The sequence below is a fragment of the Bifidobacterium margollesii genome (assembly GCF_002860355.1).
GTDB classification, from domain to species: domain Bacteria; phylum Actinomycetota; class Actinomycetes; order Actinomycetales; family Bifidobacteriaceae; genus Galliscardovia; species Galliscardovia margollesii.
Window position 1 is genome coordinate 22,426 of the sequence record NZ_NMWU01000014.1, and the last position, 14,838, is coordinate 37,263.

Below are 14,838 nucleotides of genomic sequence, written 5' to 3' on the forward strand. Positions count from 1 at the left end.
AGGTGCGGGGATTGCCGCGCAAACCGGTCAGAATCATCAGGCCAACCGACCCCAGCCGAACCGCTGCCGCCACGCTCTCACTTCGACAGTCTGCGGATCTTCTTCAGCGCACCGCGGCCGAGCGAGTGGGCCGTACCGGCACCCTGCCCGCGCACGCCGACGACCGTGATGATCACCATCGCCAGGCACAGCAGACCGCTCACCCTCAACACCCATTGGATACCGAAGATATTGGCCATTACGGCCGTATCCGCCCCGCCGCCAAGTGCGGCGTGACGCATGGCGGTGAACATTTCCATCAGGATCACCAGCACCGGCGCACCCATCGCGCCGGCGATCTGCCGGGCCGTGTTCGTCACCGCGGAACCGGCGGAAACCTCGTCCTCCTCCAGGCAGTTCAGCGACCAGGTGGTGATCGGCATCAGCACGAATCCCATGCCGATCTGTCGGACGAACTGGCAGATCGACACCCACCAGATCCATGATGTGGATGAGATCAGACTCATGCCGAACGTGCCGATCGTCAGAATCGAACTGCCGAGGATCGCCACCGGGCGGGCGCCGAACCGGTCGAGCGCCTTGCCGCCGAAGAACTGTGCGATCGCCATGCCCAGCGCGCCGGGCAGCATGATCAGACCGCTCATCGTGGCGGAGTAGCCGCGATCGTTCTGGATGTACAGCGGCATCACCACGAGAATCGAGCTGAACGCGAAGAACGCGATCGACGCCACGCAGGTGCCCACGGTGAATCCGCGGTTGGCGAGCACATGCAGATTCAGCAGCGGTTCTTTCGTGCCGGTGCCGTCGGCCAGCGCGCGACGGCGGCGGATCTGCCGCATGACGAACCAGAAGATGCCCACCACGCCGATCAGCATCGGCAGTCCGGTCATCGGGTGGATCAGCGGGAAACTCTGAATGTTGGTGAAGCCGAACATCAGGCCGCCGAAACCGAAGATGGAGAGCACCACCGAGAAGAAGTCCGCTTTCGCGTTCGGATCGTTTTCGCCGAAGTTGCGCAGACCGGCGACCGCGGCCACCACGCTGATCACACCGATGATGGTGAGGGTGAGGAACATCGACCGCCATCCGCTCAGATCGGTCTGCAGACCGCCGAGCGTGGGGCCGACCGCCGGGGCGACGCTCATAGCCAGACCGACCGTGCCCATGGCCATGCCGCGTTTATCGAGCGGATAGATGGAGAACACGGTGATCTGCAGCACCGGCCACATCACGCCCGTGCCGACGGCTTCCAGCAGACGGCCGAGCAGCACCAGCACGAAGGTGGGGGCTAGCCAGGAGAGGGCCGATCCCGCGGTGAACACGAGCATGGAGGTGATGACGATCTGCCGTGTGGAGAAGCGGCGGGTCATGTATGCGGTGAGCGGCACCATCACGCCCATTACCAGCTGAAACACGGAGGTGAGCCACTGGCCGATGGTCACGGAGATATGGAATTCGGAGACGATGGCCGGCAGTGCGGAGCTGAGCTGCAGTTGGGTGAAGTTGCCGACGAAGGTGATGAAGGTGAGCACCGTGAGCGAGATGAACGCGGGCCGGCTGAGTTTGCCGTTGACGTAGGCTTCGCTGCGGATCAGGGTTTTGGATCCGACGTTTTTGGAGGCCCGGGTGCGCACATCGGAATTACGGAGGCTTGCATCGGGGGCTGGAGCGCCCGCATCGGAGTTTCGGGGTTGATCGGGATTCTGGGCTCCATCGGGATTCTGGGGACGCTCGGGATTCTGGTTATCCCCAGACTTGTTCGGGTTGTTCACGTTCGCCTTCGGATCGTATTGCCCGTTTTCGGATTCCATAGACCGCTCATCCGTCATATTTCACCTGTTTCGTAACTCATCCTCTGCCAAAGCGAATATCCTCCGCCGACCCGCCTCATCGGCCGGCATCGTTCATTCCGCGCAATCCGATATTCGCATTCGATCACCGTTCGACCGACGAATGCACTCTATACCTTTTCGCGGATTTACGCCTTCAGCAGTGTCAATCCGCGGCGCCAATCAGCGGCGTCAAGGGGTCAGGATGTCATCGGTCCGTCTGCCGAACGGTTCGACGATTTAACATTCGGCGAACAACGCCGGTCTCGGCCCCCACCACTCCGGTTGACACGATCACTCCGGAGCAGTTCGACAAGGTGTACCACGTCAATGCGGCTGCGGCCGTGTCGTTCCTGGCCGGGGCCGGATTCCGACTACATCACCGGCCAGACCATCGAGGTCGACGGCGGCATGCAGTTCCACTGATCGGGAGCGTCTGGACGGGGAGCGTCTGGACGGTATGACTCAGTGTGACTCAATGAGAGTGAGTCGGATGGACTAGCGTGTGTTTTACGAGAAATGCACGCTGGTCCATCGAAGCTGGAATCAGCGGAGCCCCAAAACCGCATGATTTCAAGGATCTCAATATTCTGGTCATTGGATTGCGATGGAGCAGTCCGCAAATCACGGTTTTTCGCCCCTGATCCATCGAAATCAGACCGCTGTAAGGGTCATTTTCGGGGTTCTCCTCGAAATAGACGGCAGAGGCCAGATCAGATCCAGTACGGCCTCAGATATGGTACGGCCAAAAGATCGCCAGTCATTGAGATTGGCACATTTTGAGCTTCCCCTTGAGAGGGAGCCGGCAGTCGAAGGCTGACTGATGTGAGGTGACGCCAGCGAAGACCCAAAATAAGTTCGTAACCTGTTCGTTAATACATTCCTCTTACGATCAACCACAAAACCAGTTACACAAAGAGTTTGAACAAGACAAAATAAATTTGATAATTCAACAAAATATAGAGCGTCGTTACAAAATGTTTGATACGATAGTTCTACAGATGAATTAACTGGTTTTCAGCGAAGAAACCGTAAGGAGGTGACACCAGTGTCCGACATACAGCAATCCGAAGAGTCCGGGCAGTCTCATGTCGATATGACCATTGCAAAAGAGCATGAAGCCATATTCAACGCATTGAAGCAACTGGCCGATCCACTATCGAAAGTCATGCCGCAGACCGAAGTCGCCATCCATGATCTCAGCAAACTGCCGAACTCCATCGTCGCCATCAGCGGCAATGTCACCGGCCGCGAAGAAGGTTCCCCCGCCACCGACATGCTTCTCACGGAGGCAGCCAACGGCCGGGTGCGAACGCAAATGAACTATCACACCAAGCTGCCGGACGGACGCGAACTGCGCTCCACAACCATAGCCATCCCGGACAGCAACGGCGACGTATTTGCCACTCTGTGCATCAATAGCGAGGTATCAGTGTGGCATCAGCTTTCCGACATCGCCGAGATGATGATGGGAGAGGCACCGGAAACGCAACCGAAAGAGAATTTCGTACAGAACGTCAACGAACTGGCCGATATCATCCTTGATAAGGCCATCGCATCGCAAAACGTGCCGGTCGAGCTGATGAAGAAAGAGCATAAGCTCAAAGCACTGCAGATCGCACGGGACAACGGCATATTTCTGTTGCGGGACGCAGCGGACACCATCGCGGAGCATCTCCACGTCTCACGATTCACCATTTACAACTATCTCAAGGAGCTTGACGAGTCCGAAGAATCACAGGACCCGCCAGCTCCATAAAGACGAATGACAACAGCAGATCGCGGACCTGTCATCGTTTCATAAGCATCACAGTTTTATACGTCGCCGGCTCCACCGGTAGATGACGTTTACCCTACGACGGATTTTCGTCGCCTTTTTTCGCATCCATATGCGCATACCCAGCGTCAGCCATACCCAAAAACAACCACAATCGGAGGTACTCATGTCCCTGCTTACAGCCGCCCGATATCAAAATGTTCACAGCATTCGGTGGGACGAAGCCATTAATCAGTGCGGCGACGACGTCATCGCTCTCTCCGTCGCCGACATGGATTTCGAGGCTCCGAAACCAATCGTCGATGCCGTTACGCAACGCGCTTCGATTGGCAATTATTGCTACACCTATCTTGACGATGATTATTACTCGTCAGTCATCGATTGGACGAAAAGCCGCCACAACTGGGAAATCACACCAGAAGAGATCGTCGCCGTGGGCCGTATGGTCGAATCCACCCCGGCGGTACTGCGTGAAACCGTCGGGGTCGGCGCCTGCGTCGTAGTCCCCTACCCCGCATACTCTCCCACGCCGGCCGCCATCCGAGCGGCGGGATGCCATGTGATCCCTTGGAATCTCAAGCTCAACGGCACCCGTTACGAATATGACTTCGAGTCGCTGGAATTCCTGCTTGAAGATGCTGATGCGCTGGTTATCACCAATCCGCACAACCCCACAGGACGGGTATGGAGCGAGGACGAACTGCGCCGCATCGCCCGAATCGCACGCGAGCGCAACGTTCTGGTCATCTCCGATGAATTCCACATGGATCTGCTGCACCCGGGACAGCGGTTCCACCCGTATCTCTCCTGCATCGAACCCGGAGATCAGGCCATGTCCTTCATCGCACCGGGCAAGACGTTCAACATCGCAGGCCTGGAAACAGCCAATATCATCGTTTCCGATCCCGATCTTCGGGAAAAGGTCCGCAAAGGTATCGACGACGCCGGATGTCACAATCCTCGGTTCTTCGCTCAAGCCGCCACCGTCGCCGGATACCGGCACTGCGCGGATTGGCTTGACGAACTATTGGCCTTGGTCGACCATCACACCCATCTGCTTGATCAGGCGCTCAGCGACATCGACGGAGCCGCACTGATCCCGCCCGAAGGAACCTATCTCGCATGGATTGATCTTCGGAATACCGGATTGAACGATGAGCAGTTGGAATCTCGCTTGCATCAGCAAGGACTCGTCCTCACGCCGGGTGTCGAATTCGGCAATGGCGGCAGTGGATTCATGCGAATGAATCTGGCCGTCCCCACACCTTTATTCGAAAAGGCACTTACGCGACTGGCACAGGCTTTCGCCTAACCCGCTTTTACGTCTCGTAACAGATTTTCCCAGTCTGTGTCGATGGGAGAAAGGAATAACAATGGCAAAAGAAGAGAAGAAGAGGGAGATCAAGCAGCCGTCGCTGTTCGTCGCCCTAATCCCGATATTCTTCATGTGCATCTTCATGGGCGTCGGTTACGTCGCCATGGGACTGCCGTCCGAACCGATGATGATTCTTACAGCGGTGGTGGCAGGCATCATCGCGTGGTGGCTAGGCCACAGCTTCAATGACATGGTTCACACCATCGCCGAAAAAATCGCCAGCGTAATGCCCGCACTGCTGATCCTGATCACCGTGGGAGCTCTGATCGGCTCATGGATGTCCGGCGGCACGATTCCGATGCTCGTCTACTACGGTCTGAAGATCGTGTCCCCGCAGTACCTGTACATCACCGCACTGCTCGTCACCGCCATCGTCTCCGTCTGCACCGGTACTTCCTGGGGCTCCATGGGCACCATCGGCGTGGCCTTCATGGGTGTGGCGCTTGGCATGGACGGGGTGAATCCCGCCATCGTGTGTGGTGCCGTGGTTTCCGGCGCCTACTTCGGCGATAAGCTCTCCCCGCTTTCGGGTGATACCAACCTCGCCGCCGCCATCACGCGAGTTGATCTGTTCAAGCACATGGCCCATCTGCTGTGGACCACTCTCTCCTCGCTGATCGTCGCCGCCATCGTGATGTTCTTCGCAGGACAGAGCGTTCATGTTTCCAGCGGATCGATCACCAAGATCGAGCAGATCAACGGTACGCTTTCCTCGATCTACGACATGAACGTAATTATGCTGCTCATCCCCGTACTCATCATTCTGGTGGGATCGATCATGCGTAAGCCCACGATTCCGGTGATGTTGCTCTCCTCCGCCGTGGCCATGTTCAATACCGTGGTCATCCAGCACTTCTCGCTGGCGAACGCCTTCAATGCCGTGGTTTCCGGCTTCGATACCACCACGTTCCTTGGTGAGAACTTTGATCTCGGTCCAGCCGCTGAAGATATTTCCAGTCTGCTGAATCGCGGTGGCATGTCCTCGATGATGAGCACACTGCTGATCGCTTTCTGCGCGCTCTCGTTCGCCGGTATCCTCGCATGCTCCGGCGCACTGGACACCATCGTCAACAACCTGTTGAAGGTGGCCAAGAGCACCGGCTCGCTGATCGTGGTCACCCTGATCACCGGCATCCTGACCATCGGCACCACTTGCAACGGCCAGGTCTCGCTGGTACTGCCCGGCGAACTGCTGCGTCCGGCGTATATCAAACGCGGACTGCATCCTTGCAACCTTTCTCGAAGCATCGAGGATTCCGGCACCATCTTCGAGCCGATCATGCCGTGGACCGCCGCTGGCGCCTACTGCGCCGCCACTCTTGGCGTCGCCACGCTGAGCTACGCACCGTGGGCCACTCTCTGCTGGACGGGCGTCATCTTCGCTACGATTTGGGGCTTCACCGGCATCGGTATCACCAAGCTCACTCCGGAAGAGCAGAAGGAAATGCTGGCTGAGCTTGAGAAGGAGGAGCAGCAGAAGGCAATCGCAGCCTGATCGCATCTCCGTCACTCAAATCATGGTGCTCCTTCTTCGAGTTCGGAGAGGGAGCACCACACATTTCACACCCTATTTTTCTAAATCATTCCAAACCATCTGTTCTACAAACCCATCGTTTTCAAACATCAATCATCACCGATGACACTCAACCAAAGGAGGCATTATGGCTGGACCGTATTCCGTTGTGCGTGAGGCCGGGGATCTGGTCTTCGTTTCGGGGCAGCTGCCGATCGACCCGGAAACCGGGGTCATGCCGCAGGACATCGCCGACCAGACCCGCGCGGCGTTGCGCAATCTGGAGGCGGCGGTGGCGAGCGCGGGGCTCACGAAGGCGAACATCGTGAAAACCACCGTATTCATGACGAATTTCACTGATTTCGCGGCCATGAACGCCGTGTACGCGGAATTCTTCGGCGAACCGTATCCCGCCCGCAGTGCCATGGAGGTCACGGCGCTGGCCGCGGGGGCCGCCATCGAAATCGAAGCCGTGGCGTCCCGCGTCTGACCGGATGCAGGACGCATCCGCCCCAATTGACGCAACAGCCCCCACTCGACGGATCCGATCACATGAGCACCGCACATCGCAGGACTGAGTAGCATACGAAGGAACCGATGGATACCGGTGAATCACCGGATCGAATCAGTCGAGTGGGGGCGGAATTGAGAGTATCGATTATCGGGGCGGGCAATACCGGACTGGCATTGGCGGTCCATCTGTTGAGTAGCGGGCACGAACCGCTGGTCTATACGCGCAGCGAGGAGAAGGCCCGACGGCTTTCGGGAGACCACGGATCATCCCCACGGAATACTTTGACGCAGCATAGTCAGACACAGCATAGTCAAACACAAAACGGTCTGACCGTGACCGGACGGTATGCCGGCACGTATGCGATTCCCGCAACGACCGACTTGTCCGCCGTCGCGCGGCACGGCGAGGTGATCGTGGTCTGCACCTGGGCGAATGCGCATCGGGAGGTATTCGATCGCCTGTACGCCGCGGCGGACGGCCACCCCTTACGAGTATTGGTATTCAACGGCAATTGGGGCGCGATCGAAGCGTTTTCGGCGCTGCAGACGATCGGCGGCACACTCAAGCCGACCGATACCGATCAGCCAGCCGATACCGATCAGCCAGCCGATACCGATCAGCCAGCCGATACCGCGCAACCATTAAACGCCGCGCAACCATCCGCCGATACCGCGCAACCATTAAACGCCGCGCAACCATCCGCCGATATCGCGGAAAGCACGGGAATGCCATACGTGGCGCAATTGGATCCCGATCGGATGACCCTGCATATCGAGGCGGTGAAAACCACAATCACTGTGGCATCCGTTCTACCCGAGGTCAGTATCCCGATCCGACAGATGCTCGGCGACCTCTACGAACACGTCGAATACGCGCAGTCGGTGTTCGAAACCTCGTTGAGCGCACCGAATCCGATCATCCATGCACCGATGTGCCTGCTCAATATGACCAAAATCGAACAAAATCGACCGTTTCACATGCTGACGGACGGATTCAGCGAGCGGGCCGAACAACTGATCGCCCATATCGATCAGGAACGGCATGCGCTGGCCGACGCGCTCGACGTGCCGTATCTGCCGATCGTCCAGCAGCTCAACGGGTTTTGGGGCAGTGATTATCCGACGCTGACCGAACTGTTCCGCAGCAATCCCGTCTACCATGACGTGCCGGGACCGGATTCGGTCACACATCGATTCATTCAGGAGGACATCCCCTACGGCATCGCCCCGCTGGTGTCGCTGGGCCGTCTGCTCGACGTGCCCACCCCCACCTGCGAGGCGTTGCTGACCATATACTCCGATTACTTCGGCCGGACGTTCGCCGGACCCGATTTCAACCGCGAACTGATCAGGACTGTTGCGAAGGCGGAGTGAGAGAGCGCCAAGCTCACCCCCACCTCATCCGACCGGCTTCGCCGGCCACCTTCACGGCAAGAACGGACGGCCTTACGGCCGCGCTTCGCAAGCTCGCCTGTCGGCTCGCCGGGACCCTGGGAACGGCGCCGCCGTCCCCGCAACGGGTCCAGCCTCAAGGGGAAGGCAGGAACAAACTCATTCTCGCCTTCCCCTTGAGGGGAAGGTGGCGGCCGAAGGCCGACGGATGAGGTGTCCCGGACGCGAATGAACTTGAACTGCGCCCCGTTTCCCCTCATCAGTCGGCGAAGCCGACAGCTTCACGGCAACAACGGACGGCCTACGGCCGCACCCTATCAGCTCGCCTGTCGGCTCGCCTGAGCCCCGGAAACACCTCCGCCGTTCCCTCAACGGGCTCAGCCAACGGGGGAAGCCCGGAAGAGCACGGAAGCCCGTGAGGCCTACATCAGGCTCCTGTAGATCGCGAGGATGTCCTCCTCGGTGGCCTTGCGCGGGTTGCCCGGCGTGCACACGTCATGGAACGCGTCGTGCGCCAACGGCTCCAGATCCGCCTCGGTGGCGCCCACCTCGCTGATCGTGGTCGGGTTCTTCAGGTCCACGGTCAGCCCGTGCACCGCGGCCACCGCGGCCTCGCGCACCGTCTCCAGATCGGCCGTGTACGCGTCCTCCACGCCGAACGCGTCCGCGATGCCGCGGTACTTGCCGCCCGTGTAGTCCTTGTTGTACTCCATCACCGGGGCCAGCAGGATCCCGTTCGCCACGCCGTGCGCCACGCCGAGACGCCCGCCCAGCGGATGCGCCATGCCGTGCACCAGGCCCAGACCCACGTTCGAATACGCCATGCCCGTGATGTACGACGCGTACGCCATCTGCTCGCCCGCCGGCACGTCCCCGTCCGCGCTCCTGGCGAGGTTCCTCGCGATCATGCGGATCGTCTGCATGGAAAGGCAGTCCGACAGGCTCCACGCGCCCGGCGTGACGTACCCCTCGATCGCGTGCGTCAGCGCGTCCAGGCCCGTGGCGACCTTCAGGCCCCGCGGCATCGAGTCCGTCAGGTCCGGGTCCACGAACGCCACCACCGGGATGTCGTGCGGGTCCACCGCCACGAACTTGCGCTTGTTCCTCGTGTCCGTGACCACGTAGTTGATCGTCGTCTCCGACGCGGTGCCGGCCGTGGTGGGCACGCCGAAGATCGGCACGCTCGGGTTCTTCGTGTCCGCCACGCCCTCAAGGGAGAGCACGTCGCCGAACTCCGGGTTCGCGGCGATGATGCCGATGCCCTTGCACGTGTCCTGCGGGCTGCCGCCGCCCAGGCCGATCAGGAAGTCCGCGCCCGACGCGTTGAACCGCTCGACGCCGTCCTGGATGCACTCCACCGGCGGGTTCGGCTTCACGTTGTCGAACACCTCGTACTCCAGACCCGCCTCGTCGAGCACGTCGGTGACCCGCTTCACGGTGCCGGTCTCCAGCAGTACCGGGTCCGTCACCACGAACGCCTTGTGGAACCCGCGCCCGCGCGCGGCCCCGGGGATCTCCCGGATCGCGCCGCGCCCGAAATACGCCGTCTGGTTGAAAATCATGCGATAGACCATCATGTTCTCCTTTGAATATTGAATATGTTGATTGTTGGGTAAGCGATCGTCCCCTCCTCAGTCCGCTTTTGCGGACAGCTCCCCCCGGAGGGGGAAGCCGAGGGGTTGGAAAATGGGATATATGAGAATAGGGATTTGACCACCCTCAGTCCGCTTCCGCGGACAGCTCCCCCCGGAGGGGAAGCCGAGGGGTTGGAAAATGGGATATATGAGAATAGGGATTTGACCACCCTCAGTCCGCCTTCGCGGACAGCTCCCGCCAGCGGGAGCGACTACTCAGCAAGTAGGGACTGGATCTGGGCGTACTGGGCGTCGGTGAGCTGCACGGCGGGTTCGCGGATCAGCGTGCTGATCGGCAGCCCCTTGGCCTTCACCGCACCCTTGATCGCGGCGATGAACAGATCCGCGCAATCGTACACGGCCTCAAGATGGCTGACACGCTCGGCGCACGCCACCGCAGTCGCATAATCACCCGTCTGATACGCGTGGTGCAGCTTCACATACGTTTCCGGCTCCACGTTGGTCAGACCGCAGATCACGCCGGCACCGCCAGACACACGGTTGACGAGATAGTACTCGTCGTATCCGGAAAGCACGGCGAAGTCCGGGTTCACCTCGTGAACCGCGCGGATCACCTTGCGGGTGTGGCTGATCGTATCGACCGTGTCCTTGATGCCGACGATGTTCGCATGCTTGGCGGCCAGTCGGGCCACCAGCGCCGGGCTGAGATCACTGCCGGTGCGGTCGGGGAAGTTGTAGAGGATCACGGGCAGTTCGGTGGCCTCGGCGATCGCATCGAAATAGCGTTCGGCGGCCCCGTCGCTCGGCCCGAAATAGTACGGGCTCACGGCCACCAGCGCATCCACACCGATCCGTTCACCGAACTTCGCGAAATCGATCACCTTGTTCAGGTCGGTGTCGCCGATGCCCACCAGCACGTCCATGCGGCCGGCCACGCGCTTCACCGCAAACTCCACGGCCTGCTTCTTCACCTCCAACGGGTAGGCGAAGAACTCGCCGATGCTGCCGAACAGCAGCACGCCGTTGAGGCCCGATTCGGCCAGATGATCGAGATGCTTGCCCCACAGGTCCAGATCGAGCGAACCGTCGTCGTGGGTGATAGTGATGGACGGGCAGTACACGCCTTCGAATCGTGCCGTCATAGTGATGTCTCCTTTGCGTTTGTCGTCTTCGACCGGGTCTGCGCAGACCGAACGGCTCCAGTCTGCCACGGAAACGGTCGGAATCATGGAAATCGGCAGACCGGGAGTCGAAGCCACCGGTCTGCCGCGAGCGACCAATCAGAGGAAGCGTTGGGATTGCGGTCCGAACCCGGAATGGGCCCGGACCATATGATGTTCCTCGGCTTTCCGGGTGGTCTTACTTCACCTTCTTGATCGGCAGGATCAGGAAGGAGCTGGCGAGCACCAGGACGATGGCGGTGATGAACACGGAGCCGTAGGAGGCGAAGATGCTGATCAGCACGGCAACCAGCGGCTGGACGAGCATCTGCGGCAGGTTGGTGGCGATGGTGAGCACGCCCATATCCTTGCCGGCGTTCTCGCCGTTGTCCGGGAGCACCTGGGTCATCAGGGCCATGTCGATGGACATGTAGCAGCCGTAGCCGATGCCGAGCACGCCGGCCATGATGAGCATGGAGGTTTCGGTGCGCATGAACAGCGGGAACACGTAGGAGACTGCCATGATGATGGAGGAGATGAACACGAACGGCTTACGGGCCTGGAACTTGTCGGAAAGGTAGCCGCAGACCACGGAGGAGACGATCAGGGCGAAGAGCTGGATGGTGCTCATCACGCCGACGATGGTGTTCGAGGAGGCGTCGTCAAGACCGATGTAGTAGCGCAGGATGTACAGCTGGTAGGCAACCACGCCCTGGTAGCCGAGGTACATGACGAAGCGTGCGATGAAGGCCCAGCCGAAGTCCGGGTTCTTCTTCGGGGAGACCCAGAAGCCCTTGAAGAATTCCTTCCAGTTGAAGGGCTCGACGTCCATCTGCTTGGTGTTCGGCTCACGGTTGAGCAGGCAGAAGATGAGGCAGACCACGAAGATGCCGATGCCGAAGAACAGGTAGCCGCCGGAGAGGGAGTGGTTGGCGAACCAGCCTGCGGCGATGATGCCGAGCGTACCACCACCGGTCTGGGCTGCACCGATGTAGCCGGAGGCGACGCCTCGATTCTCCTCGGGAACACGGTCGGCGAGGATGGTGGCCAGCGGGCCGTTCATGATGTTCAGCGTGACGGAGGCGATCACCCAGCAGATGCCGATGCCGAGCATCGAGCTCTGCGGGGCGAGCATGCAGATCGCGAAGCCGCCGATGAACGAACCGGCGAGAATGTACGGGGTTCGCATACCCATCTTCGATCGCGTGCGGTCGGAGAACGCGCCGGTAAGCGGCTGCACGAACACCGTGATGAACGAGGAGACCGTCATGATGGAGGCGAGCGCGATGGTGTTCTGCGCGGCATCGCCCTGAACCACGTTGGCGACCTGGTTCGGCAGGAAGATCGAGATGACCGCGTTGTACAACGCGAGCAGGAACAGGAAGTTGCCGGACAGGGTCCAGATCAGTCGCCAGTACAGGCTCTTGCCGAGCTTGTAGACCGGCTTGCCCTTCTCATTGACGCTGACTTCCTTCTGCGGGGCTCCACCGCCCTGGGGATTTGCTGCGGACATGGGATATTCTCCTTTGAATATGGTTTCTCTGATTTGTTTGTAGAGGTAGGGGTTATCGGTTTTCGGGGATAAGGGTTTGGGGGCCGCTCCCCTCCGACGTTGGCGGGGAACGGTCGTTGAGCGGGTTGTCCGGCGGATGTTGCCGCGCGGCCTGCCGGGATTACAGTCCGTAGATGCGGACGGCGTTGTCGGCGAAGATCTTCCTCACCGCGTCCGGCCCGAGCTGGCCGACGGTGGCGTACACCACCTGGACCCAGTCGCGGTATTCGGCGTCGACGAACTTGACGATCGGCCAGTCTCCGCTGAACAGCACGCGATCCTCGCCGAACGTTTCGATCGCGGTTTCGAGGTACGGGCGGATCCGTTCCTCGCTCCACCTGCCGTCGGCCACTTCGGCGAGCAGTCCGGAGAGCTTGCAGTGGACGCCGGGGATGGCGGCGAGCTGCTTCATGCTGGCGGCCCAGTCCTCGAACGGATAGTCGGGGATGCGGGGTTTGCCGGCGTGGTCGAGCACGATCGTGGTGTTTGCGCCGCGGTCGCGCAGTTCGCGCAGCGCCTTGATCACGTTCGGCAGCTGGAATCCGCGGCCGCAGATGTCGGCCGTCAATCCGTGCCGGCCGAGCAGTTCCAGGCCCGTGAGGTATCCGGGCTGCAGCACGTAGTCCTCCGGCTCGTTCTGGGTGCTGCGACGCACGCCTTTGACGAACGGGTCGGCCTCCAGCCTGGCCAGCGTCTCCTCGACGGCTTCGCCGTCTTCCAGAGCCGCGTAGGCCACCATGCCGAGGAAGGGGTATTCGCCGCGGAAGCCTTTGATCCATGCGATTTCGTCGAAGTTCTCGGCGGGGTCGGCGTCGGCCTGCACCTGCACGAATCCCTTGATGCGGAACGGTATGGAGGTTTCGGTGGTTTCGATTTCGGTGCGGAGGCGTTCGGGGAGCATCGGTGCGTTGAGATCGCCGCATTCGGCCAGCCAGTCGTAGGTCAGCCGGGTGGTGTCCCAGAAGTGGACGTGACCGTCCACGATGTCGATCGGCTCTCCGGATCCCGGGGAGGAAATCGCGGTGGCGATCGTGTCGGTATGCTGATCGGTCATGATGTTCTCTCAGTCCTTGTCGGCCTTCGGGGGCTTGAGACCATCCCAGCTCACGTCGAGCCAGTCGGCGAACATCTCCTCGATCTGCTTGAGCAGGTCGGGATCGGGCTGCACGCCGATCTCGGCGATGTTGCGCAGTACGTTCTGCGGCTTGCTGCATCCGACCACGGTGGTGGAGATGCCGCTGTCCTCCGGATTGTTCACCGAGAACTGCATGGCCACCTTCTCGATGGTGGTGCCGTTGTCGCGGCACAGCTGGGCGACTTCCTGCGCGCGCTTGAGGAACGCGGGGTCGGCCGGATGCCATTCCGGAGCACCCTTGGCGGTGAGCGCGCCCATGGAAAGCGGGGAGTCGCTGAACACGCCGATGCCCTTCTCGGCCAGACGCTTCGACACGGGCAGCAGGCTGCGGTTCTGCAGATCGTAGTTGCAGTACGTCATCATGGTGTCGAGCTCCTCCTCGACGGCCACCTTCTCCAGCAGGTCGAGGTCGTAGCCGGTCACGCCGATGAAGCCGATCATGCCCTGCTCCTTGTAGTCGCGCAGCACGGGCAGCGCCTCGTCGATCACCTGATGGATGTCGCCCCACTCGATGTCGTGACACTCGACCACGTCGATGTAGTCGAGGCCGAGGCGCTCCATGCTCTCCGGAACGCTGCGCTTGATGCGCTCGGTGGAGAAGTCCCACTTGCCGGGCTCGTAGCGGCCGCACTTGGTGGTGATGATGTAGGAGGAACGGTCGATGCCCTTGAGGCCCACGCCGATGTTCTTCTCGGACTGGGTGCGGCCGTACCACGGCGACGTGTCGATGAGGTTCATGCCGTTCTCGAAGGCCACCTGGATGGTCTCGTTGACGAGATCCTGGTTGACCTCGCCGTACTCGCCGCCGAGCGGGGCGCCGCCGACGCTGAGGATCGGGACTTCAAGACCGGTGTTGCCGAGCTTCCTGGTTTCCATGTGAGTAACTCCTTTGTTATTGATGGTGATTGGTCGGTTGGTCTGATGATTGATTGGTCGAGATCGCCCGATCGTCAGATCCGGAATCCCGCGTTGGCCGGGCGGACATGCGGTCCGGCCG

At 60.5% G+C, this 14,838-nt stretch carries 11 protein-coding genes; 5 read left to right on the forward strand and 6 right to left on the reverse strand.

The window, feature by feature from the left end; all coding sequences use genetic code 11:
* Positions 1–77 precede the first annotated feature (77 nt).
* Entirely contained in the window at positions 78–1,811 is a 1,734-nt protein-coding gene (locus tag Uis1B_RS04625) for an MDR family MFS transporter (protein WP_101616035.1), read from the reverse strand.
* Between the two features lie 1,066 nt (positions 1,812–2,877).
* Between Uis1B_RS04625 and Uis1B_RS04640 the strand changes: the two genes are divergently transcribed.
* The 5 genes from Uis1B_RS04640 (at position 2,878) to Uis1B_RS04660 (ending at position 8,381) form a co-directional block, all read left to right on the forward strand.
* Positions 2,878–3,588, forward strand: coding sequence for a helix-turn-helix transcriptional regulator (locus tag Uis1B_RS04640; RefSeq protein ID WP_101616038.1), 711 nt, complete (start codon positions 2,878–2,880; stop codon positions 3,586–3,588).
* An 82-nt stretch (positions 3,589–3,670) separates the two neighbouring features.
* A complete protein-coding gene (locus tag Uis1B_RS04645; protein WP_101616040.1) occupies positions 3,671–4,918 on the forward strand; it encodes a MalY/PatB family protein in 1,248 nt (415 codons plus the stop codon).
* Between the two features lie 61 nt (positions 4,919–4,979).
* Positions 4,980–6,476, forward strand: coding sequence for a Na+/H+ antiporter NhaC (gene nhaC / locus Uis1B_RS04650; RefSeq protein WP_101616042.1), 1,497 nt, complete (start codon positions 4,980–4,982; stop codon positions 6,474–6,476).
* 166 nt (positions 6,477–6,642) lie between these two features.
* Complete coding sequence (locus Uis1B_RS04655; RefSeq protein ID WP_101616044.1) at positions 6,643–6,984, forward strand: RidA family protein; 342 nt, start codon at positions 6,643–6,645, stop codon at positions 6,982–6,984.
* 107 nt (positions 6,985–7,091) lie between these two features.
* Positions 7,092–8,381 carry an NAD/NADP-dependent octopine/nopaline dehydrogenase family protein gene (locus tag Uis1B_RS04660; protein ID WP_101616046.1) on the forward strand — a complete coding sequence of 430 codons (1,290 nt, stop codon included), beginning with the start codon at positions 7,092–7,094 and terminating at the stop codon, positions 8,379–8,381.
* A 440-nt stretch (positions 8,382–8,821) separates the two neighbouring features.
* Here the strand turns inward: Uis1B_RS04660 and fucO are convergent, their stop codons facing one another.
* The 5 genes from fucO to Uis1B_RS04685 form a co-directional block, all read right to left on the reverse strand.
* On the reverse strand, positions 8,822–9,973 hold the full coding sequence (gene fucO / locus Uis1B_RS04665) for a lactaldehyde reductase (RefSeq protein ID WP_101616048.1): 1,152 nt from the start codon (positions 9,971–9,973) through the stop codon (positions 8,822–8,824).
* A gap of 272 nt (positions 9,974–10,245) precedes the next feature.
* Positions 10,246–11,136, reverse strand: coding sequence for a dihydrodipicolinate synthase family protein (locus Uis1B_RS04670; protein WP_423734861.1), 891 nt, complete (start codon positions 11,134–11,136; stop codon positions 10,246–10,248).
* Positions 11,137–11,353: 217 nt separating this feature from the next.
* A complete protein-coding gene (locus Uis1B_RS04675; RefSeq protein ID WP_101616051.1) occupies positions 11,354–12,667 on the reverse strand; it encodes an MFS transporter in 1,314 nt (437 codons plus the stop codon).
* A gap of 160 nt (positions 12,668–12,827) precedes the next feature.
* The gene (locus tag Uis1B_RS04680; RefSeq protein ID WP_101616052.1) at positions 12,828–13,760 is read right to left on the reverse strand and encodes an amidohydrolase family protein; all 933 of its coding nucleotides are present in this window, start codon (positions 13,758–13,760) and stop codon (positions 12,828–12,830) included.
* Positions 13,761–13,769: 9 nt separating this feature from the next.
* Entirely contained in the window at positions 13,770–14,717 is a 948-nt protein-coding gene (locus tag Uis1B_RS04685; RefSeq protein ID WP_101616054.1) for an aldo/keto reductase, read from the reverse strand.
* Between the last annotated feature and the right edge of the window lie 121 nt (positions 14,718–14,838).